Origin of the sequence: Rheinheimera sp. NSM (genome assembly GCF_052380015.1) — a bacterium.
Classification (GTDB): Bacteria; Pseudomonadota; Gammaproteobacteria; order Enterobacterales; family Alteromonadaceae; genus Alishewanella.
Genome location: NZ_JBQTCI010000005.1, coordinates 154,591 through 175,363, shown reverse-complemented (window position 1 = coordinate 175,363; position 20,773 = coordinate 154,591). Strand labels below are relative to the sequence as shown.

Here is a 20,773-nt window from a genome sequence, read left to right as displayed (position 1 = left end):
CGCTGTTACTGCGGCGTATAGCTGACACTAACAGCAAAATTAGTACCTGCAGTGGCATAGCCGGCGCTGCTCTGGTATTGCTTATCAAACAAATTGTTAATATTGGCACGGACAGCCAATTGCGGTGTAAGCTGATAACTGCCGCCAAAACCCCACAACGTATAGCCGCCTAAGTCCGCCACACTGACAAAAGCGCCCTGATAAGTAGAGCTTTGATAATCAGAGGTAATAAATACCGACCACAGATCCGCGTCATAACTGCCACGCCAATTGATGGTATTTTCCGGCCGCCGCTCGAGCTTTTTCCCCGTAGTACCGTTTTCCGTATCAAGCCAGGTGTAACTGAACCGGCTGCTAAACTGTTGCCATTGTTGAGTAAGGCTGAATTCAAAGCCCTGAATGGTCGCTAACAGCACGTTTTCCGCCCGCTCTGTGCCCTGGATCAGGTTGGTGACATCGCGGTCAAACCATGCCAACTGCACCATCAGTGCATCAGCTTGATAAACCACGGCAATTTCATCCGATACAGATTCTTCCGGTTTAAGCTCCGGGTTGGCAAACCCCGGGTAATAAAGGGCATTAAAGGTCGGCGCTTTAAACGCCGAACCACGGCTTGCTCTTACTAACCAATGCTCTGCTAACTGATAACCGGCCGCCAATTGCCAGGTATTCTGGCCGCCATATTGGTTAATCACGTCGCGGCGTGCCGCCGCTTCAAGCTGTAAGGCGTCGTGTTGATAATTCAGGCCGGCAAAAACCGCACGGTTCATACGGCTGGTTTGCTCATAAGCGGTAGCCGATTTATCCACCTGTTCCTGATACCAATTGACACCGCCAACAAAACCTAACTTATCCGTCAGGTCCGTAGCGGCCTGATAGTTAAATTCATCGCGCTCTGTTACAAAAGGGCTGCGTGAGTCCGGACCAAAGGTGGTGTCGCTGTCCAGATTACGACTTAACTGAGCCTGGTGCTGCCATTGCCCCGATTGGTGCTGCCAACCGAGTAAAAACGCGCGGTTTAATGTATCCGCTTCATCTTCATTGCCCCAGGTTGTATCAAATTGGTAGAAACCGGAGTTAACATCGGCCTGCGCAGTCCACAGCCCAAGACCGGTTTGATAATCTGCCGCTACTTTAATAAATTTTTGGTTGTAGCCATCATGGTCCGGATCGGCATCTTCACGCACATTAAAGCCATCAGCACGGCTGACTCCGGCCGTGGCACCCAATGTCAGTTGCTCTGAGGTATGGCTTACACTGATGTCGGTACCGGCCTGGCCATAGCTGCCAATATTGGCATTCAGTTCAACTGCGCCGGCGCGCCGTGTGGTAATAGCAATAACACCCGATAACGCATCAGAGCCATACCAGGCAGCGCGCGGCCCCCGCACTACTTCAATACGTTCAATCAACTCCAGCGGCAGCATCGACAGCGTTTTATAACCCAGGGTAGCAGAAGCACTGCGCACGCCATCAATCACCACTAAGGTATGGCCGGCATTACCGCCACGAACATACAAGCCGCTGTTTTGGCCCCGACCGCCGTCGCGGGATAAATTAATACCCGGCAGTTGCGCCAGCAGGGCCGGTAAATCACTGGCCTGGCGCGCAACGATATCATCGCGCTCCAGCACTGTTACACTGGCCAGCACGTCTTGTTGCGGCGTGGCGGTGCGGTTAGCATAAATACTGATATGTTCGATGTTCTCAGCAATAGCCGGAAAACAGGATGCGACCAATACGGCCGCCAAAGCAGGTTTAAACATGTAAGCTCCGAAAACGTGCCCGCCGCACATTTAGTCTGGTTGAAGGATTTTTCCGGCCGGTCTCCGGGCTGACAACCTGCTTACGCCTGCACTCGCCTTCCCATCTTTCGACAGTGGCTCTGAGTACAGCTCAGTTGTTTACCGTTGCGGGGGCAGCTCTGGGTTTACACCAGATTCCCGTTTACCTGCAGTTCACTGCAGCACCAGAAAAAGCGGCTCCCTGTCGGAGCCGCGTGCAGTTTAGCGTGGCGAATATAAAAGTCAACAGCGCTCCGGATGGCTAAAACATCCTGAGCGTTGCTTAGTCACGGAAGTTGGTGTACTGGAAGGCTTGTTCTAATTCTGCGCCACGAATAAGCGCTATGGCCTCTTGCAGGTCGTCGCGTTTCTTGCCGGTTACCCGTACCTGGTCGCCCTGAATGGCTGCCTGCACTTTCATTTTGTTATCTTTAATCAGCTTCACCAGTTTTTTCGCCATATCCTGCTCAATACCTTGCAGCAAGCTGACGCTCAGGCTGTAGGTTTTGCCGGAGTGTACTACATCACCCTCTTTAAATGAGCGCACATCCAAACCGCGCTTAACAGCTTTGGCGAGAAAAATTTCCAGCATTTGTTGCAGCTGAAATTCTGCTTCCGCTTTCATGGTGATGACTTTTTCTTTCAAGCTGAACTCTGCCTGCACGCCACGAAAATCAAAGCGGGTGGTTAATTCACGGTTAGCGTTTTCCACTGCATTCAGCACTTCTTGCTGATCTACTTCTGACACAATATCGAATGAGGGCATTAAAAGTCTCCTTAACATAAGCCTTTCTGTCTGCTGGTGATTATAACCAGAAAACTGCTACAATCCGAGCGCCGTTTCTGACAGGGGGTAGCTGTGTCGCAGGTTTTTTATCGTTGGGTATGCGTATTGTGCTTTGTGCTGGCTACGGCCGGCTTTTTGGCTGAGCTTAGCGGTCACCGGATTGGCGGCGGTTTTGCTCACATGGACAAAATTGCCCATTTCGGTATCTTTGCTGTTCTCACTGCCCTGCTGTGGAAAGGCTTTAAACTCAGCCCCTGGCCGGCATTCCTGTTATTGGGTATTTATGGCGGTGCGGTAGAATTAGCCCAGCACAACTTTACCCGGCGTAACGGCGATTGGTGGGATTGGCTGGCCGATATTGCCGGCGTAGTATGTTTTTACCTGGTACGCGCCCTGTGGCACCAAATACGTCCGCGTCGTCAGCGCTAAGCTGGACAGTCGTTGGCCGGGGCGCCATTGGCTTACTGGCAGCCTGCCGCTTACAACTGGCCGGCAACCCGGTAAGGTTATGGCTGCGCCAGCCTGCGACTATCGATATGCAGTTTCAACAGCAGCCGATACAGTTCTTACCGGCTACGCCGCCGCTTAGCGCCGTATTCGTGCCGGTAAAAAGCTATGCGGTGTTAGAAACCGTAACAACACTACTGCCGCATTTAACCGCCGATGCGCAACTGGTACTGAGCCACAATGGCATGGGCAGTATAGAGCAGGTGCTGCCGTTGTTGGCGCCACAGCAGGGCTTATGGTTTTTAACTACCACCCACGGCGCATTAAAACAAGCTGACAGCGTATTACATACCGGCTGTGGCCAGAGTGTACTGGCACCGCTAAACAGCGCCGCACAGGCTCACAGCAATGCCGTAACTGCCGCTATGGATACGGCACTGGGGCCGCTGACGTTAACAGAGGATATTCAGCCGTTTTTGTGGCAAAAGCTGGCGATTAATGCAGTCATTAATCCGCTGACGGCACTGCATAATTGCCACAACGGTGAGTTGGCGCAGCCGCAGTATCAGCAGCAAATATGCGCTATTTTGCACGAAGTGTGTCAGGTGGCTGCAGCCGCCGGCTATGCGCTGCACTATGAGGTTATGCTGGAAAAAATAAACGAAGTAATACAAAGCACTGCAACAAACTTCTCGTCGATGCAGCAGGATATAATGCATCAACGGCGTACTGAAATTGATGCCATTAACGGCTATATAGTGGCACAAGCCGCGCGTTCTAACCTTGCCGTGCCGCACAATACGCAGTTGCAGCAACAGCTGCTGCAACTGCAACAAGGCTATGGCCGGTAAACCGCCACATTGCTAAACCCCTGCTCCTGCAATACCACGGCCTGCAAGCGACTCATGACACCACGTTCGCAGTAACAGTAATACTGCTTGCTTTGGTCAAGGTTGGCAAATTGCGACGCCAAACGAAAAAACGGCAATTCAACCACCTCATGCCCGGCTACACTCAGCGGCTTAAGCTCGGTTTCTTCCGGGCTGCGGATATCCAACACCACGGCAGCCGGAGGCAACTGTGCTAACTCGCTGACAACATGAGCTTGCTGTTCGGCCTGATAATCCACAGTACGGATATCCAACACTTTAGCGGTTTCTACCGCCTGTTGCAGCACGCTGAAATCAAACTTCTGCTCGCTGGCCAACACTTCTGCCAGTACGGCGTTTACCGTCGGTTTTTTTGAAATGACACCGCAATATTCCGGCATGCTTTTGGCAATATCTTCGGCGCCGATTTTACGCGCCATATCGATAATTTCCTGCTTATCCTGATAAATCAGCGGCCGCAGGATCAGCGTTTCGGTAACGCGGTCTATCACACTTAAATTAGCAATGGTTTGGCTTGAAACCTGGCCAATACTCTCACCGGTAACAATGGCTTTAATACCGAGGCTTTCAGCCACTTCACTGGCAGCACGCATCATCATGCGCTTGAGCACCACGCCCATTAAACCGTTGTCGATTGTTTCTAAAATCTGATCCACCACCGAGGCAAAGTTCACACTGACAAACTTCACTTTGTGCGACAGACTGTATTTTTGCCAGATAAGAAATGCCATCTCGCGCACGCCGGCTTCATGTGCAGCGCCGCCCAGATTAAAAAACAGATAGTGAGTACGCAGCCCCTTGCGGATCATCAGATAGCTGGCTACCGCAGAGTCATAGCCGCCGGAGATTAATGACAATACATCAGATTGCGACGGCAACGGAAAGCCGCCCATGCCCTGGTGCATCTTGCGCACCATGATCAGCAGATCTTTTTTAATTTCCAGCGTTACCACCAGATCCGGTTTTTTCAGCTGTACTTTGGCACTGGCAACATGCTGATTTAAACCACCGCCAATATAGCGCTCGGCTTCAATTGAACTGAATTCGTGGCTGCCACTGCGGCGCACCCTTACGCTAAAGGTTTTATTGACCAGCTGCGAAGCATATACCGCCAACACCTGCTCGAAAATATCGTGCAGGCTGCTAAAAGCAGAAGATTGCATTTCAGCAAAGGCTACCACACCCGGAATACAACTTAGCCGGTCAATTAAGCGTTGCCGCAACGCTTCGTCGTCGCTGTCACAGCGCACGGTAAGATGATCAAAGTTGTTATTCACCACTACGGTAGAGTCGACCTGCAGCAGGATCGTTTTCAGATTACGCTCCAGCAGCAGGGTTTGGCGTTTACGCACTGATTTACTTTTAATAGCAATTTCAGGGTGTAATTTGATAAGAAATTCAATCATCGGGTAGCAGCATAATTAAGCAGGAAAAAAAGTGGCGCAGATTATAGCGGATCTGTAGCTAAAGACCTAATCTGCGCATTGTGCCTGGTTAATGTTGTGACAACCTGGTTTTGTAACAACTTAGCCTTGTGGTGCTGCAGGCGGCTCAAGGCTGATGGGATCAGACTCTTTCGCTTTACCCTGCATAATGGCAATTTCTACCCTGCGATTGCGTCGCCGGCTCAGCTCGTCGTCGTTCGGTACCAAAGGTTTAGTGTCGGCATGCCCCACCACCACTAAGCGCGTGCGGTCAAAGCCACTGGCTTTAACCATTTCTGTCGCCACCGATACCGCCCGTTTAGCCGACAAATCCCAGTTGTTGCTATGCAGCTCGTCTGATACCTGAATATCGTCGGTATGCCCGGTTACCGTGATCTGGCCCGGAACTTCATTTAACAAGCCACCAATACGCTGAATAATCGGTTTAAAGCGTGGTTGCAAAAACGATGATCCGGACGGAAAAGAGCCGTTCTCACGAATACGGATAATAATTTGTTGCCCCAGAGACTCCAGTTCTATGGCGCCATCGACAATTTGTTGCTCTAACTGCTCGGCCAGCTTTTTCACCATTTCATTGGTTTGTTCCTGCTGCGCTTCAGCTTCGGCTTCAGCAGAGGCTTGCTCGCCATCCATAATCTCTTCAGCATTGCTGATTGACTGGCCGCCGCTTAAGTCTTCGCGCTGCTCCTGCCGCCCGCCGGCTGAGTCTTCTTCGCCGGCCTGAAATTCGATCACCTGCTGGGTAATATCTATGGTTTGCTGCTGCAGGGTTTCAATCGGTGTAGGGTCCGGCCGGCCCGGGCGAAACTCCATTGCGATTACGCTGGTGCCTTTGGGAATATCTTCTACTTCAATTTTATTTTGCACACCAAAAGCAAATTTCATCGAACCGGCAATTTGCTTAAATTTCAGCACATCCATTTCTGAGAATGCCAACAGCAATACGAAAAAGCACATTAACAGCGCCATTAAATCGGCAAAAGTACCCATATAGGCCGGTAAGCCCGGCGGTGGGCATTTGCATTCTTCCTCTTCTGTATGCTCACTCATAACTTACTCCGCCGGAGCCACTTCACGTTTGCCCTGGGCTAAATAGTTGCGCAGTATGCCTTCTATAACTTTCGGGTTCTGGCCATCCTGAATCCCCAGTATGGCATCGAGAATAAGCTGATTATTCTGTTTTTCCTGCTGATTACGGATAGCCAGTTTGTCAGCTAAGGGTATGGCAACAATATTGGCAATAAAAGCACCGTATAAGGTGGTTAATAACGCCACCGCCATCGCCGGCCCTATCGCCTTGGGGTCATCCATATTCGATAACATCGCTACCAAGCCAATCAGAGTACCTATCATACCCATAGCCGGTGCTACGTCGCCTAAACTTTTAAAAATGGCAATACCGCTTTCATGGCGTTTTTCAGTCAGGCTGATATCTTTGAGCAAGGTGGCACGCACCACATCGGCGTCGTGGCCATCTACCAGCATATTGACGCCTTTTTGCATAAAAGCGTTGGGAATTTCAGCCTCTTCCAGTGCCAGAAAACCGCCTTTACGCGCCGAGTCAGCCAATTGTACCGCTTTTTCAATTAACTCTTCCGGTGCTTCAATCTTAAATACAAAGGCTTTCAGTGCCACTTTACCGGCGCCAAAGAACTGGCCAAGGGTAAATTTGGAAATCACCACAAAAATAGAGCCGCCCAGTACAATCAGCAAAGAAACGGTATCAGCAAACATGCCGGGCGCACCGCTACTGCCAAGGATCATAGCCATTACCACAAAACCAATTGCGCCCAACATACCAACCAGGGTAGCTAAATCCACTGTTTTCTCCTTAACTGAATCACTGCTATATCGACCGTCTGCAACAGTTTATCTTAGACGATAGCTGTTTATCGACAAAAGCGCCGAATGATTAAGTATAAATTGCGTAAAATTATCAATTTAGCCTTTCCCATCCGCTTTCTGATTGACCATAATAGCCTGCTAAGGTACCTTTGCGCACACTTTTTCCGGGGGTAGTATGAGCAAGAAAAAAGCCGATCTCAGCCAGTTTGAGCAAACACTTTCTGAACTTGAACAGATAGTGCAGCAACTGGAACAAGGCGAGCTGTCGCTTGACCAGTCATTACAACAGTTTGAACGCGGTATTACCCTGGCCAGACAAAGCCAACAGTTATTGCAGGCCGCCGAACAAAAAGTACAGATCCTGATGCAACAGCAACAGCAGGAAAGCCTGTTGCCGTTTGAACCTGCTGCAGGAGAATAAAGTGGTAGTGCAAAACTTGCCGCTGTACCAACAGCGGGTAGAGCTGCATTTACAGCAGTTACTGGCACAGCGTGATGAAACTGATGGCCGTTTATTAGCCGCTATGTCATACAGTTTGCTGCTCGGTGGCAAGCGGGTACGGCCTTTTCTGGTGTACAGCTGCGGCACTATGCTTGGTGCTGCTCTTTGTGATTTGGATGGCCCTGCCGCCGCATTGGAGGCCATACACAGCTATTCGTTAATCCACGATGACTTACCGGCGATGGACAATGACGACTTGCGCCGCGGCAAACCTACCTGTCACAAAGCCTTTGATGAAGCCACCGCTATACTGGCCGGCGATGCGTTGCAAACCCTGGCGTTTGAACTAATCAGTAGCCACCCGTATCAGCAGGTTAGCAGTGCTCAGATACTGCAAATGGTGCAACTACTGGCCGCTGCAGCCGGTTACAGCGGTATGTGTGGCGGCCAGGCGATAGATCTGGCCCAAACTAACCAAAGCAGCACTTTGGCACAATTGGAACGCATGCACAGGTTAAAAACCGGCGCGCTCATTGAAAGCGCGGTACACTTAGCCTGGTTATGCAGCCCGAAACGCGACACGACCGAGCTTGACGCGCTGTTACGCTTCGCCCGAGCATTAGGGCTGGCGTTTCAGGTGCAGGATGATATTCTCGATATTGAAAGTGACACCGCAACCTTAGGGAAACCTCAGGGGTCTGACACCCGGGCCAACAAATCAACTTATCCTGCGCTGCTCGGGCTGGACAACGCTAAAGCCAAAGCGCAACAACTCTACCGGGATGCATTGAACGCTCTGGCGGTATTACCGTATAACACTGATGAATTACGCGCCGTTGCGCAGTACATTATCGAACGCAGGTTTTAACACAGGCATGGATTATGGCGTTAGATATTAACGATTACCCGTTATTAGCCCAGGCTAATTTACCCGCGCAGCTGCGTCAGCTGGCGCAAGACAAGCTGCCCGCACTCAGTGACGAGCTGCGCAGCTATTTATTGCAAAGCGTTAGCCAAAGCAGCGGCCATTTTGCCTCTGGTTTAGGCACCGTTGAGCTGACAGTGGCGCTGCATTACGTTTATAACACCCCGTTTGACCGCGTGATATGGGATGTGGGCCACCAGGCTTATCCGCATAAAATTCTGACCGGCCGCGCCGAGCGCATGCATACCATCCGCCAGAAAGACGGCTTACACCCTTTTCCGTACCGTGAAGAAAGCGAATACGATGTGTTATCTGTCGGCCACTCCAGCACCTCGATCAGTGCTGCGCTGGGCATGGCCATTGCTGCGCAACAAGCGCGCAATAACCGTAAAGTGGTTGCGGTGATCGGCGATGGTGCCATTACCGCCGGTATGGCGTTTGAAGCGCTGAACCACGCCGGTGAGGTGCGCCCTGATATGCTGGTGATTTTGAATGACAACGAAATGTCGATTTCAGAAAATGTCGGCGCATTAAATCGCTACTTCGCGCGGATATTATCCGGCAGTTTTTACACCAGCCTGCGCGAAGGCGGTAAAAAAATTCTGAGCGGTGTGCCGCCATTACATGAGCTGGCCAGCCGGGCAGAAGAACACTTTAAAGGCATGGTAACGCCGGGCACCTTCTTTGAAGAGCTGGGCTTTAACTACATAGGCCCGATTGACGGCCACGATGTGCTGGGACTGGTTGATACCATCCGCAATATGCGCAATTTAAAAGGCCCGCAGCTGCTGCATATAGTGACTAAAAAAGGCAAAGGCTATGCCCCGGCCGAAGCGGATCCTATTGGTTATCATGCGGTAGCAAAATTTAACCCGGATGACAGCAAGCAACCGGCGAAAAAAGCCGGCCTGCCCAGCTTCTCCAATATCTTCGGCAACTGGATCTGCGATATGGCCGCACAGGATGAACGGCTGCAAGCCATTACCCCGGCAATGCGCGAAGGCTCTGATTTGGTGCGGTTTTCCAAAACCTACCCGAAACGCTATTTTGATGTGGCCATTGCCGAGCAACATGCCGTAACCCTGGCGGCCGGTATGGCGATTGAAGGCTTAAAACCGGTAGTAGCCATTTACTCCAGCTTTTTGCAGCGCGGTTATGATCAACTGATCCATGATGTCGCCCTGCAGGATTTAGACGTGTTGTTCGCGATTGACCGTGCCGGCGTTGTCGGTGCTGATGGCCCGACTCACCAGGGTGCCTTTGATCTGAGTTTTATGCGCTGCATTCCTAATATGGTAATTATGGTGCCGTCTGACGAAGATGAATGCCGCCAAATGCTGTACACCGGTTACCAATATCAGGGCCCTGCCGCTGTGCGTTATCCGCGCGGCTCAGCCAGCGGTATTGCCGCACAGCCACAGATGCAGTTGTTGCCGACCGGTAAAGCCAAAGTGGTGCGGCAGGGGGAAAAGCTGGCGATCCTCGCTTTTGGCCCGCTGTTAAGTGCCTGCACCCTGGCCGCAGAACAATTAAATGCGACTTTGGTTGATATGCGCTTTGTTAAGCCGCTGGATCACGACTTACTGCAGCAGTTGGCCGCAACCCACAGCCGCTTTGTCAGCGTAGAAGACAACGCTATTATGGGCGGAGCCGGCTCAGCGGTGAGTGAGTATGTGGCGCAGGCGCAGCTTAATGTCAGTATGACGCATCTGGGCTTACCGGATCATTTTATTAAACACGGTACCCAGCAGGAAATTTATGCCGAGTTAGGACTGGACAGTGCCGGCATTCTGGCGGCGATAAAAGCCTTGTTGTAACAGCACACTGAGATGTAAAAAAACCGCCGTCAGGCGGTTTTTTTACAGGTTATTTTTTACATCAAACCGCGCCAGCCCGGCGGCCAGCAAACGCTCGACCTGAGCTTCAATATGCGATGAGTCTTCAAACTCAAACGCATCAACCTGCTGATCAAAATGGATGGTTGCCACCCCGTTTTTACCGGCGTGCTTCACCTGATACAACGACATCTCTGCCAGCTGCAGTGAGATCTCCCAGTTAATCAACTGGCCGCCAAGCAAAGCCAACGGATACACCGCATAGCCCACCGAGCAGGTTAACCGGGTACGGTGCCCGTCCGGCAAGCTGAACACTGTTTTGGCAATCAGTTCATTCAGGCGATAACAAAACTGTGCTACCAGCTCCAGCTGAATATCACGCAATACCAGCACAAATTCCTCACCGGCAAAACGTACTACATAATCTGAGCCGCGCGTTTCACGGATCAAAATACCGGCAACCTGCTGAATACAACTGTCACCGGCACTGTTACCAAACTGGTCATTTACCTGTTTAAAGTTATCCAAATCCAGATGGATCAGCGCTACACATTTGCCTTGCTGCTGCATCGACTCACGGTTGCGCTGGAAATGTTCAATATCTTTGGGTAACTGCTCAAACATAAAACGCCGGTTCCGCAGCCCGGTTAAACTGTCTTTATGAGTTAGCAGCGCCAACTGTTCATTCAGCTCGTTTAGCTTAAGGTTACTGTTTTCTAACTCCTGGGTACGTTGACGCACCAATCTGGCCATCTGTTGCTGCTGGTGCTGGGTATTGCGCCGCAGCAGCCATAACAGGCCGTACAAACAGAACAGCACTAACAATAACCACAGCGCACGGTAAATCAGCGTTTCATCAAAACGCTTCGGGATAACCAGTTCTAACTGCACGCTTTGACTGTCACGCCAGGCTTCATTATCAAAGCGGCTTTGCAACTGAAACACAAAACTACCGGGCGTCAGGTTGGTGTATACCGCCTCGCGTCGCTCGCCTACCTCATGCCAATGCAGGTCAAAGCCGCGTAAGCGGTAGCGAAACTTCAGCGCCGCCGGTTTAACAAACTCCAGCGCCGAATACTGAATACTCAGGTTGCGATCATCGAGCTCCAGTACCAGCTTTGCCTGTTCGCTGTCGACAATGTAATGCTGCTGCCCTACTATATTTTTTATCACCGGAGTGGCGCTGCGGCTGAGTGCCGGATTTAAATCTGCCGGCACTGCCACCAGGCCTTTGAGCGTTGGATACCAATATTGCTGTTGCCACAGCGCAACCTTAGCATGGCCGGCACCATTACAGCACCGCCCCGGCACAGTACCCAACTGGCGATCATAAGGGCCAAGAATTTCTTCTACCGCCAGGGTGCCTGTTGCTAACTGCGCTAAATCGGCTGCGCGCAGCCGGAAAATACCCTTATGGCTGCTAACCCAAATATAATCAGAGGCCGCATCAAACGCCAGGCTGACTACCGGGCTGTGCGGCAGGCCGTTACCGGCATGTAACTGCAACCACTGCGTCTGGCCCGGCTGTAACACAAAAATGCCATCATCCAGCGTAGCGGCCAGCACAGTATTATCGGGCAGTACCTGTACGGCGGTGATATAACTGTTAAACAGCGCTGTGCCCACTCCCAGCCGGCTCAGTTGCTGCTGCTCGTACTGGTACAGGCCGCGGGTAGTACCAAACACCAGCCGCTGTTGTTGTTGCTGCAATACGGTAATATTGCGCGACTCCAGCTCATCATTCTTACTGAAGGGTGTCAGCTCACCTTGCTGATAACGGTATAACCCCATTACTCCACCCAACCAGACGCCGCCTTGATTATCCGGTTGCAATACTCTGACGGTAAAGCCTTTTAACGCATCAAATATGGGTGTCAGCCCAACTTCACCACGGCGATACTGCATAACACCATTGTCCAGCGCTAACCACATTACATCAGCTTGTGGCCAGTAAATATCATACACCGTAGCCGCACCGAGACTTTCTGCCGTGATTAACCCACTATAACTGCCGTCGGCCTGCATTTCGCCCACATCAGACTGTCCGGCTATCAGCAGGGTGTTATCCGGCGTTACCGACACACTGCGAATTATAGGATCCGCATCTTTGGGTAATACGCGACGGATATTGCCGGCCGAGGCACGGTAAATGCCGTCGCTGAAGCTGGCCAGCCAGATATTCTGGTCTTTATCTTCGAAAATATCACTGAACCAGGGATAACTGCCCAGTTCATCGCCGGTAATATGTTGCCAGGGCTGATTCGGGTGGCGGTGAAATAACTTGCGGTGAGCTGAAATCCAGCTGTTGCCCCGGCTGTCGCGTAATAGCTTGTACACGGCAGTATTGCTGTGATCCGGCAACTGACATTTTTTCACTGTCGCCGACTCGTCCAGATGATAAAAGCCGGACTCGCCGGCGATATGCAAGCCGTTTTCGGTTTGGTATAAATCATACACCGGTGTTTGCATTAATTCAGCGGGTAAGGCAAAGCTGCTGGTGTTGCCGTCAATATCAATACGATACAGCTGCTCTGTACTACTGACCCACACCTGGTTGCCCACCAGCTCTAATTGGCTGACCTGAGAGCGTACTTGTTCTACCCGGCTTACCTTGCCATTACTGATGCGGAACAAATTATCCGCCGCCACCCAAATTTCACCCGGCCGCACTTCAAGGATGGCGGTGACTTCGGCTAAAATCTGATAGCGATCGAACTTCAGTGTCAGGGGGTCAAAACCGGATAAGCCGGCCTTAGTGCCAACCCACATATAGCCGCGGCTATCGTGAAATAGTTTCGTCAGTACATTGCTGGCCAGTTGGCGGTGACTTTCTTTGGTGAAGTGTTCAAACTGTACGCCGTCAAAGCGGTTCAGGCCAAACTGTGTTGCCAGCCAGATATAGCCCTGGGCATCCTGACTGACCGAGCGCACAGAATTGCTGGATAAGCCTTCAGAGCTACCCCAGTGCTTGATGTCAAAATCGTATACCGATTGCTGGTTGTAGCTAAAAGCAGAGCAAGAGCACAACAATAAAAGCAACAGTAAGGTGTTTTTCATTGATGCAGTCTCTTGCTTGTGATGGGTTAACCCAGGGGTAAAAACGGTAACAGCAGATGCAGCAATACTAATGCTGCAACACCGGCTAAAACATCGTCCAGCATGATACCAAGGCCGCCATGCAGTTTTTTATCCAGCCAACTGATAGGCCAGGGTTTTACAATATCAAACAGGCGGAATAATACAAAGCCCAGCAGTAAAGTTTGCCAGTGCAGTGGTAGCCATAGCATAGTAATGCCAAAACCGATAATTTCATCCCAAACTATAGCGCCATGGTCGTGCTCGCCGACATCACGCGCGGTTTGGCCACACAAATACACGCCCAGTACACTGCCTGCCAGCACGAATGCCAGTAAATACATGTTTCCCAGCCATAACAGCAGTGCGACCAGCGGCACCGCCGCTAAGGTGCCAAAAGTACCCGGCGCTTTTGGCGCCAGGCCGCTGCCAAAACCTAATGCCAGAAACTGATACCATTTTTTCAGATTAAACTGTGCTTTGCTCATTCGAAGTGTTTAAAACCCTGATGCTGATAACTAAACACCTGCTCGCCCTGCTTTAATTCAAGCTTACCGGCCACGCCGGTAATGCGACCAATACAGCTGACCGGAATACCATAGGGTGACAACAGTACGTCCAGCGAGCCCCGTTTGGCCTCAGGTACAGTAAACAGCAGTTCATAATCTTCACCGCCGGATAACGCCAGTTGCATGGCAGTGCTGTGGTCGCAGCTGTCTTTCAGCGCCTGCGATAACGGCAAACGCGTAATATCAATACTGGCTCCGACGCCGGAGCGCGTTAAAATGTGCTGAATATCACTGTACAGGCCATCAGATAAATCCATCGCACTGCTGGCAATATTACGCAGCGCCTGGCCCAATGCAACACGGGCCGACGGATAATGAAACCGCTGCAATATATGGGTCTGGTGTTTTTTACTCACTTCGTGTAAGCCCTGGCACAACTTCAGCCCCAGCGCTGCATCGCCTAAAGTACCGGTAACATAAATATAGTCACCTACTTTAGCGCCGCTGCGGGTCAGCGCTTTGCCACGCGGCACTATGCCCTTAGCTATCATGGTCAGGCTAAGCGGGCCACGGGTGGTGTCACCGCCAATCAGCTGGCAGTTATAGTATTCAGCCGTTTCATGCAGACCGGCTGCAAAGGCCGCCACCCAGGGTTCGTCTACCGCAGGCAAGGTTAACGCTAATGACAACCAGGCCGGTTCGGCGCCCATGGCAGCCAAATCGCTGACATTCACTGTCACCAGTTTATGCCCCAGCGCACGGGGGTCATCATCGGGAAAAAAGTGTGTGCCCACTACCATGGTATCGGTGGTAACGACTAAGTCGTAACCGTCACGCAGTTGCAGCACAGCACCATCATCGCCAACACCGATAGCGGTATCGTTACGATTAGCACCGCAGCTGGCAAAATAGCGGGAAATGAGTTCGAATTCACCCATAAAACTAAGAAGCCGACTAACGCCGGCTCTCCTTTAACTTGGACGCAGTACGCGTACGGCTTTATCCAGAATGCCGTTAACGAACTTGTGGCTGTCGTCAGCGGCGAACGCTTTGGCCAGCTCAATGGCTTCGTTGATAATAACCTTGTACGGTACATCAAGACGGTACTTCAGCTCATAGGCTGACACCCGCAGTACGGCTTTCTCAACAAAATCAATTTCATCGAACGGCCGATCTAAATAAGGTTTTAACGCTTCATCCAGTACAGCGTGGTTTTTTACCACACCGCGCACCAGATCCTGGAAATAACCAACATCAAGATGTTTAACGTTAGTTTCCAGCAATAATTGTTGCTCAATATCTGCAATAGGGTTTTGGCTGACATGCCAGCTGTAAATTCCCTGTACTGCAAGTGACCGTGACTGACGACGGGCATTAGGTTTCATTTGTGTGTCTCTTCCTGTTACAGCTTGGCCAGTAAATTAACCATTTCCAGCGTCGACATGGCAGCTTCACTGCCTTTATTACCGGCTTTAGTGCCAGCACGCTCTATGGCTTGCTCAATGCTGTCTACGGTGAGCACACCAAAGGCAACCGGGATGTCATGTTGCATCATCACCTGAGCAATACCCTTGGTACATTCACCGGATACATATTCAAAATGCGGCGTACCGCCACGGATCACTGCGCCCAGCGCAATAATGCCATCATATTTTTTCCCGGCAGCAACACGTTGCACCGCCAGCGGCAATTCAAAGGCACCCGGCACACGAATTACAGTTATATCCTGCTCTGATACATTACCAATACGTTGCAAGGTATCGGTTGCACCGCTTAATAAGCTTTCAACAATAAAGCTGTTAAACCGCGCTACCACTATCGCAAACTTCTTACCCTTGGCAGAAAACCCTGCTTCAATAACCTGCATAAGTTGCCCTTAAAATCTGACCGCTGAAAATTAGCCGTGCATAATAGCACAACACGACATAAACCGGCATAGTCTTTGTTATGCCGCGCCATGCTTTGTTTAACCGCCTTTACTCGCTAACGTAATCCACCACTTCCAGGCCAAAACCGGACAGCGCATGGTACTTTTTCGGCTGGCTGAGTAAGCGCATTTTCTTCACACCCAAACTGGCCAGAATTTGCGAGCCCACGCCGACATTACGCGACGTGCCTTTCCACGGCGCGCTGCGTGGCTTTTCGCCCTTATCTTCGGCTTCAAACGCCTGCACGGTGCGGATAAGCTGTTCGGTAGATTCATGCTTACCCAGCAGCACCAGCACACCACCATCACGGGCAATACGTTCCATTGCGGTATGCAGCGGAAAACTGCGGTTAGCAGCCCTGTCGGCCATCAGCAAATCGCTGAAGGTGTCATGTAAATGTACCCGTACCAGAGTAGGCTCATCGGCACTGATTTCACCTTTAACCAGCGCAAAGTGAATTTGGTTATCGATAGTGTCTTTAAAAGTCACTAACTTAAACTCGCCCACTTCGGTTGGCAGCTGACAACTGGCCACCTGTTCAATGGTGGTTTCATTTAAATTGCGGTATTCAATTAAATCGGCAATGGTGCCGACTTTTATACCGTGTTTTTTCGCGAACACTTCCAGATCCGGTCTTCTGGCCATAGTGCCGTCGTCATTTAAAATTTCCACTATTACCGCAGCCGGCTCAAGCCCGGCTAAACGCGCTAAATCACAACCGGCTTCGGTATGGCCGGCCCGTACCAGCACGCCGCCGTCCTGCGCCATTAACGGGAAAATATGCCCGGGTTGTACTATGTCGCCAGGCCTGGCGTCACGCGCTACGGCAGCTTTAACGGTGCGGGCGCGGTCTGCGGCAGAAATACCGGTGGTAACGCCTTCAGCCGCTTCAATCGACACAGTAAAGTTGGTAGAAAACGGTGATTTATTTGCATCCACCATTAAGGGCAAAGCTAACTGCTTACAGCGTTTTTTACTCAGCGTTAAGCAAATTAAACCGCGGCCATGGGTCGCCATAAAATTTATAGCTTCCGGCGTAACATAATCCGCCGCCATCACCAGATCGCCTTCATTTTCGCGATCTTCATCATCCATCAGCACCACCATTTTGCCCTGACGGATGTCTTCAATAATTTCAGCTGGGGTATTCAGTTGCATAACAAACCTTATTTATAAAAAGCCGCGCTGTGCCAGCAGCGCCATATTGACACCACCCGTCGCGCTGTCGCTGTCTTTTTTCAGTAAACGTTCGAGATAACGGGCAATTAAGTCCACTTCAAGGTGTACCTGACTGCCGGCTTTAAGTTGTGAAAGCGTGGTATGGGTGGCCGTATGCGGCACTATGGTAAGACGAAACGCCTCTGCACTGAGCTCATTCACCGTCAGACTTACACCATCAACAGTCACTGAGCCTTTAGCGGCAATATAATGTGCCAGCGCTTTGGGCAGCGCCAGCCAGATATGCCAGGCGCGGCCGCTGGCTTCAATTTTAGTTACCTGAGTAATGCCATCAACATGGCCGCTGACGATATGGCCGCCCATCCGCGTGGTGGGCAACATCGCTTTTTCCAGGTTAATGACCTGGCCCGGCTGATAGCGACCAAACAGGGTATGAGCCAGGGTTTCTGAGGAAACATCGGCATCAAAGCTGTGTTTAGCCAATTTGGTTACCGTTAAGCACACGCCGTTGCTGGCAATGCTGTCGCCCAACTTTACATCGGCAAAATCCAGGCTGTCGCTGTAAACCGTAACAGTCATATCAGCTCCGCGCTGCTGCACTGCGCTAAGCTTACCTGTGGCTTCAATAATACCTGTAAACATAAGTTATCCCGTTTAGCCGCTCATTCAGGTAAGCCGGGCAGTGAGACGTAAATCCTGCCCTACCATGCGTACATCCGTCCAACTCAGCTTGGGTACCGCCTCCAATACCGTAAACTGCGGCAGTACTGCCAGCGGCTGCGCCGTATTACCAAGCAAGGTGGGGGCTACATATACAATCAGCTCATCCACCAACTTTAATTGCAACAAGGTGCCGGCCAGCGTAGCGCCGGCTTCTACCCACAGTGTATTGACGTTTTCACGCAACGCTAAGTGTTCAAGCAGTGCCGGCAAATCAAACTGTGCCTTGTCATCTAACGGACAATGAATTTGTCTGGCAATATTGGGCAGTTGACGGGTATTTTCAAGCTTGCTGACACACAGCAACACCTCGCCACCGTGCTGAAATATTGCCAGCTTCGCATCCAGCACGGCGTTGCGATCAAGGATCACCCGCTTTGGCTGGCGCAATTCACCGTTTTCCAGTGTTGCCACACTGTGCAATAACTGTTCAGTGCGCAAGTTCAGCCGAGCATTATCGGCCAGTACAGTGGTAGCGGTAGATAAAACAGCACAGCTTAGTGCACGGTAATGTTGTACATCGGCGCGCGCAGCTTCGCCGGTCAGCCACTTGCTGTCGCCGTTAGCCAGCGCAGTACGCCCGTCTAAACTGGCCGCCAGTTTCAGCTGTACATAAGGCCGGTTGCGCTCCATCCGGCTTAAAAAACCCGGGTTTAATGCCCGCGCCTGAGCTTCAAGTAAGCCAATATCGACCAGGATGCCGGCAGCGCGCAGCAATGCGACGCCACGGCCGGCTACCTGCGGATTCGGATCTTGCATGGCTATTACTACACGCGCTACACCAGCGGCAATCAGTGCTTCAGCGCAAGGCGGTGTGCGGCCATGGTGGCTGCAGGGCTCAAGCGTAACATAGCAGGTAGCCCCTTTTGCGTTAATGCCGGCCTCACGCAGGGCAAACACTTCGGCATGCGGCCCACCGGCTTGCCTGTGATAACCACTGCCAATGACTACACCGTTTTGCACCAGCACTGCACCGACATTCGGGTTCGGGCTGGTGGTGTAGCGGCCAAGTTCTGCCAGTCGAATGGCTTGCGCCATAAAGGCGCTGTCAGCGGCACTGAACATCAGGCTTTTTCCCCTAAGCGGGCAATTTCTTCGCCAAATTCACGGATATCTTTGAACGAGCGGTACACCGAGGCAAAGCGCACGTAGGCGACTTTATCCACTTTGACCAACTCATCCATAATCAGATTGCCCAGTAGCTGGCTGCCAACTTCGCGTTCGCCGGTAGCGCGCAACTGAGATTTAATTTTATTGATCAGCTGTTCAATTTGCTCGGTCGATACCGGCCGTTTTTCCAGAGACCGCAGCAGACCGCTGCGCAATTTGTCTTCATTAAAGGGTTCACGCGAGCCATCGCGTTTGATAATGCGCGGCATAACCAATTCGGCCGATTCAAAGGTAGTATAACGCTCATGGCAGGCCAGGCATTCACGCCGCCGCCGTACCTGATGGCCATCTGCCACCAGGCGTGAATCTATTACCTTAGTATCATCAGCATTACAAAACGGACAGTACATAATAAAAATCCTGCTAAGGCGTTAAAAAGCCAGATAAAGAAATGGCCGCAACAGCGGCCATCATAGCACTTAATCAACGCTTACGCATAAACCGGCAAGCGGCTGCACAGCTCAGCAACCTGGCTACGCACCTTATCAATTACCGCGGCATCACCACGGCTGTCCAGCACGTCGCAAATCAGATTGGCGACAGTGCGGGCTTCGGCTTCAACAAAGCCACGACGGGTAATGGCCGGAGTTCCGATACGCAAACCAGAGGTAACAAAAGGTGAGCGCGGATCATTCGGCACTGAGTTTTTATTCACAGTAATGTGCGCTTGTCCTAACCAGGCATCAGCTTCTTTACCGGTGATATCTTTGTCAATTAAATCCATCAGGAACAGGTGGTTCTGTGTGCCGCCGGAGACAATTTTGTAACCGCGTGCAATCATCGCATCACACATTGCGACGGCGTTTTTCAGTACCTGCTGCTGGTAAGTTTTAAATTCCGGCTGCAGCGCTTCTTTAAACGCCACGGCTTTAGCCGCGATCACGTGCATCAACGGGCCGCCCTGGCCACCCGGGAATACCGCTGAGTTCAGCTTCTTCTCAATTTCTTCGTTCTTGCGCGCCAAAATTAAACCACCACGCGGGCCAGCCAGGGTTTTATGCGTAGTTGTAGTCACTACATCGGCCACCGGCACCGGGTTAGGGTACAAACCTGCGGCAACTAAACCGGCAACGTGGGCCATATCCACCATCAGGTAAGCCCCTACTTTGTCGGCAATATCGCGAAACCGTTGCCAATCAACAATACCAGAGTAGGCAGAGAAACCGGCGATAATCAGTTTTGGTTTATGCTCCAGCGCCAGTGCTTCGGCCTGATCATAATCAATCACACCTGTTTCAGGGTGCAGGCCGTACTGTACTGCTTTATACAGTTTGCCGGATGAGCTGACATGAGCGCCATGGGTTAAGTGGCCACCGTGCGCCAGACTCATACCTAAAATAGTGTCACCGGCATTTAACAGCGCCAGAAATACTGCAGAGTTAGCCTGTGAGCCGGAGTGCGGTTGCACGTTGGCGTAATCTGCACCGAACAGCTCTTTAGCGCGGGCAATGGCCAGGTCTTCAGCAACATCGACATACTCACAACCACCGTAGTAGCGTTTATGCGGGTAACCTTCAGCATATTTATTGGTCAGCTGAGAGCCTTGCGCCTGCAATACGCGTGGGCTGGCATAGTTTTCTGACGCGATAAGCTCGATATGGGCTTCCTGACGGTCATTTTCATCTGTTATCGCTTGCCATAACTGTGGGTCGAAATCGGCAATATTCATATCACGCTTTAACATGCTCTCTCCTGGCGCGGCTTGCACGCGTAGTCTCAATAAAAATAAGTTTTAATAAAATGCGCTACAACCAAACGGGCTGGTAAAAATTGGTCGCTATTCTACCGCTAA

Annotated in this window: 20 protein-coding genes and 1 riboswitch; of the genes, 5 read left to right on the top strand and 15 right to left on the bottom strand. The window is 51.3% G+C overall.

Annotated features, from left to right (window positions below; all coding sequences use genetic code 11):
• Positions 1-5: 5 nt before the first annotated feature.
• Together ACTZWV_RS15240 and ACTZWV_RS15235 are read right to left on the bottom strand one after the other, a co-directional pair.
• Complete coding sequence (locus tag ACTZWV_RS15240; RefSeq protein ID WP_444787363.1) at positions 6-1,766, bottom strand: TonB-dependent receptor domain-containing protein; 1,761 nt, start codon at positions 1,764-1,766, stop codon at positions 6-8.
• A 37-nt stretch (positions 1,767-1,803) separates the two neighbouring features.
• Positions 1,804-1,989, bottom strand: a riboswitch (cobalamin riboswitch).
• A gap of 78 nt (positions 1,990-2,067) precedes the next feature.
• Positions 2,068-2,550 (bottom strand): YajQ family cyclic di-GMP-binding protein, encoded by a 483-nt coding sequence (locus ACTZWV_RS15235; protein WP_305551540.1) that lies wholly within the window; start codon positions 2,548-2,550, stop codon positions 2,068-2,070.
• Between the two features lie 93 nt (positions 2,551-2,643).
• On the opposite strand from ACTZWV_RS15235, the gene ACTZWV_RS15230 reads away from it, so the two are divergent.
• Positions 2,644-3,000, top strand: a complete 357-nt coding sequence (locus ACTZWV_RS15230) for a VanZ family protein (protein WP_444787362.1) — start codon at positions 2,644-2,646, stop codon at positions 2,998-3,000.
• The gene (locus ACTZWV_RS15225) at positions 2,967-3,869 is read left to right on the top strand and encodes a ketopantoate reductase family protein (protein WP_444787361.1); all 903 of its coding nucleotides are present in this window, start codon (positions 2,967-2,969) and stop codon (positions 3,867-3,869) included. Before ACTZWV_RS15230 ends, ACTZWV_RS15225 begins: the two co-directional genes overlap by 34 nt.
• Here the strand turns inward: ACTZWV_RS15225 and thiI are convergent.
• The 3 genes from thiI to pomA form a co-directional block, all read right to left on the bottom strand.
• Positions 3,857-5,314, bottom strand: a complete 1,458-nt coding sequence (gene thiI, locus ACTZWV_RS15220; protein ID WP_444787360.1) for a tRNA uracil 4-sulfurtransferase ThiI — start codon at positions 5,312-5,314, stop codon at positions 3,857-3,859. The two genes, ACTZWV_RS15225 and thiI, sit on opposite strands and share 13 nt — an antisense overlap.
• A 120-nt stretch (positions 5,315-5,434) precedes the next feature.
• Positions 5,435-6,403 carry a flagellar motor protein MotB gene (locus tag ACTZWV_RS15215; RefSeq protein WP_444787359.1) on the bottom strand — a complete coding sequence of 323 codons (969 nt, stop codon included), beginning with the start codon at positions 6,401-6,403 and terminating at the stop codon, positions 5,435-5,437.
• Positions 6,404-6,406: 3 nt separating this feature from the next.
• The gene (gene pomA / locus ACTZWV_RS15210) at positions 6,407-7,174 is read right to left on the bottom strand and encodes a flagellar motor protein PomA (protein ID WP_444787358.1); all 768 of its coding nucleotides are present in this window, start codon (positions 7,172-7,174) and stop codon (positions 6,407-6,409) included.
• 199 nt (positions 7,175-7,373) lie between these two features.
• Between pomA and xseB the strand changes: the two genes are divergently transcribed.
• The 3 genes from xseB to dxs are packed head-to-tail and all read left to right on the top strand — an operon-like array spanning position 7,374 to position 10,382.
• Complete coding sequence (xseB, locus tag ACTZWV_RS15205) at positions 7,374-7,619, top strand: exodeoxyribonuclease VII small subunit (RefSeq protein ID WP_444787357.1); 246 nt, start codon at positions 7,374-7,376, stop codon at positions 7,617-7,619.
• Position 7,620: 1 nt separating this feature from the next.
• On the top strand, positions 7,621-8,508 hold the full coding sequence (gene ispA / locus ACTZWV_RS15200) for a (2E,6E)-farnesyl diphosphate synthase (RefSeq protein ID WP_444787356.1): 888 nt from the start codon (positions 7,621-7,623) through the stop codon (positions 8,506-8,508).
• 14 nt (positions 8,509-8,522) lie between these two features.
• The gene (dxs, locus tag ACTZWV_RS15195) at positions 8,523-10,382 is read left to right on the top strand and encodes a 1-deoxy-D-xylulose-5-phosphate synthase (RefSeq protein ID WP_444787355.1); all 1,860 of its coding nucleotides are present in this window, start codon (positions 8,523-8,525) and stop codon (positions 10,380-10,382) included.
• 42 nt (positions 10,383-10,424) lie between these two features.
• On the opposite strand, the gene ACTZWV_RS15190 is transcribed toward dxs, so the two are convergent.
• The 10 genes from ACTZWV_RS15190 to glyA all read right to left on the bottom strand — a co-directional run bounded on the left by ACTZWV_RS15190 (position 10,425) and on the right by glyA (position 20,665).
• On the bottom strand, positions 10,425-13,457 hold the full coding sequence (locus tag ACTZWV_RS15190; protein WP_444787354.1) for a ligand-binding sensor domain-containing protein: 3,033 nt from the start codon (positions 13,455-13,457) through the stop codon (positions 10,425-10,427).
• Between the two features lie 26 nt (positions 13,458-13,483).
• Entirely contained in the window at positions 13,484-13,963 is a 480-nt protein-coding gene (locus ACTZWV_RS15185; RefSeq protein ID WP_444787353.1) for a phosphatidylglycerophosphatase A family protein, read from the bottom strand.
• A complete protein-coding gene (gene thiL / locus ACTZWV_RS15180; RefSeq protein WP_444787352.1) occupies positions 13,960-14,922 on the bottom strand; it encodes a thiamine-phosphate kinase in 963 nt (320 codons plus the stop codon). The genes ACTZWV_RS15185 and thiL overlap by 4 nt, the downstream gene beginning before the upstream one ends.
• A gap of 33 nt (positions 14,923-14,955) precedes the next feature.
• Entirely contained in the window at positions 14,956-15,369 is a 414-nt protein-coding gene (nusB, locus tag ACTZWV_RS15175; RefSeq protein WP_305551552.1) for a transcription antitermination factor NusB, read from the bottom strand.
• 17 nt (positions 15,370-15,386) lie between these two features.
• A complete protein-coding gene (gene ribH, locus ACTZWV_RS15170) occupies positions 15,387-15,851 on the bottom strand; it encodes a 6,7-dimethyl-8-ribityllumazine synthase (protein ID WP_305551553.1) in 465 nt (154 codons plus the stop codon).
• 109 nt (positions 15,852-15,960) lie between these two features.
• The gene (ribBA, locus tag ACTZWV_RS15165) at positions 15,961-17,070 is read right to left on the bottom strand and encodes a bifunctional 3,4-dihydroxy-2-butanone-4-phosphate synthase/GTP cyclohydrolase II (RefSeq protein ID WP_444787351.1); all 1,110 of its coding nucleotides are present in this window, start codon (positions 17,068-17,070) and stop codon (positions 15,961-15,963) included.
• Positions 17,071-17,082: 12 nt separating this feature from the next.
• The gene (locus tag ACTZWV_RS15160; RefSeq protein ID WP_444787350.1) at positions 17,083-17,733 is read right to left on the bottom strand and encodes a riboflavin synthase; all 651 of its coding nucleotides are present in this window, start codon (positions 17,731-17,733) and stop codon (positions 17,083-17,085) included.
• A gap of 24 nt (positions 17,734-17,757) precedes the next feature.
• On the bottom strand, positions 17,758-18,876 hold the full coding sequence (gene ribD / locus ACTZWV_RS15155) for a bifunctional diaminohydroxyphosphoribosylaminopyrimidine deaminase/5-amino-6-(5-phosphoribosylamino)uracil reductase RibD (RefSeq protein ID WP_444787349.1): 1,119 nt from the start codon (positions 18,874-18,876) through the stop codon (positions 17,758-17,760).
• Positions 18,876-19,331, bottom strand: coding sequence for a transcriptional regulator NrdR (gene nrdR / locus ACTZWV_RS15150; protein ID WP_444787348.1), 456 nt, complete (start codon positions 19,329-19,331; stop codon positions 18,876-18,878). The genes ribD and nrdR overlap by 1 nt, the downstream gene beginning before the upstream one ends.
• Positions 19,332-19,411: 80 nt before the next feature.
• On the bottom strand, positions 19,412-20,665 hold the full coding sequence (gene glyA / locus ACTZWV_RS15145) for a serine hydroxymethyltransferase (RefSeq protein ID WP_444787347.1): 1,254 nt from the start codon (positions 20,663-20,665) through the stop codon (positions 19,412-19,414).
• Positions 20,666-20,773 lie beyond the last annotated feature (108 nt).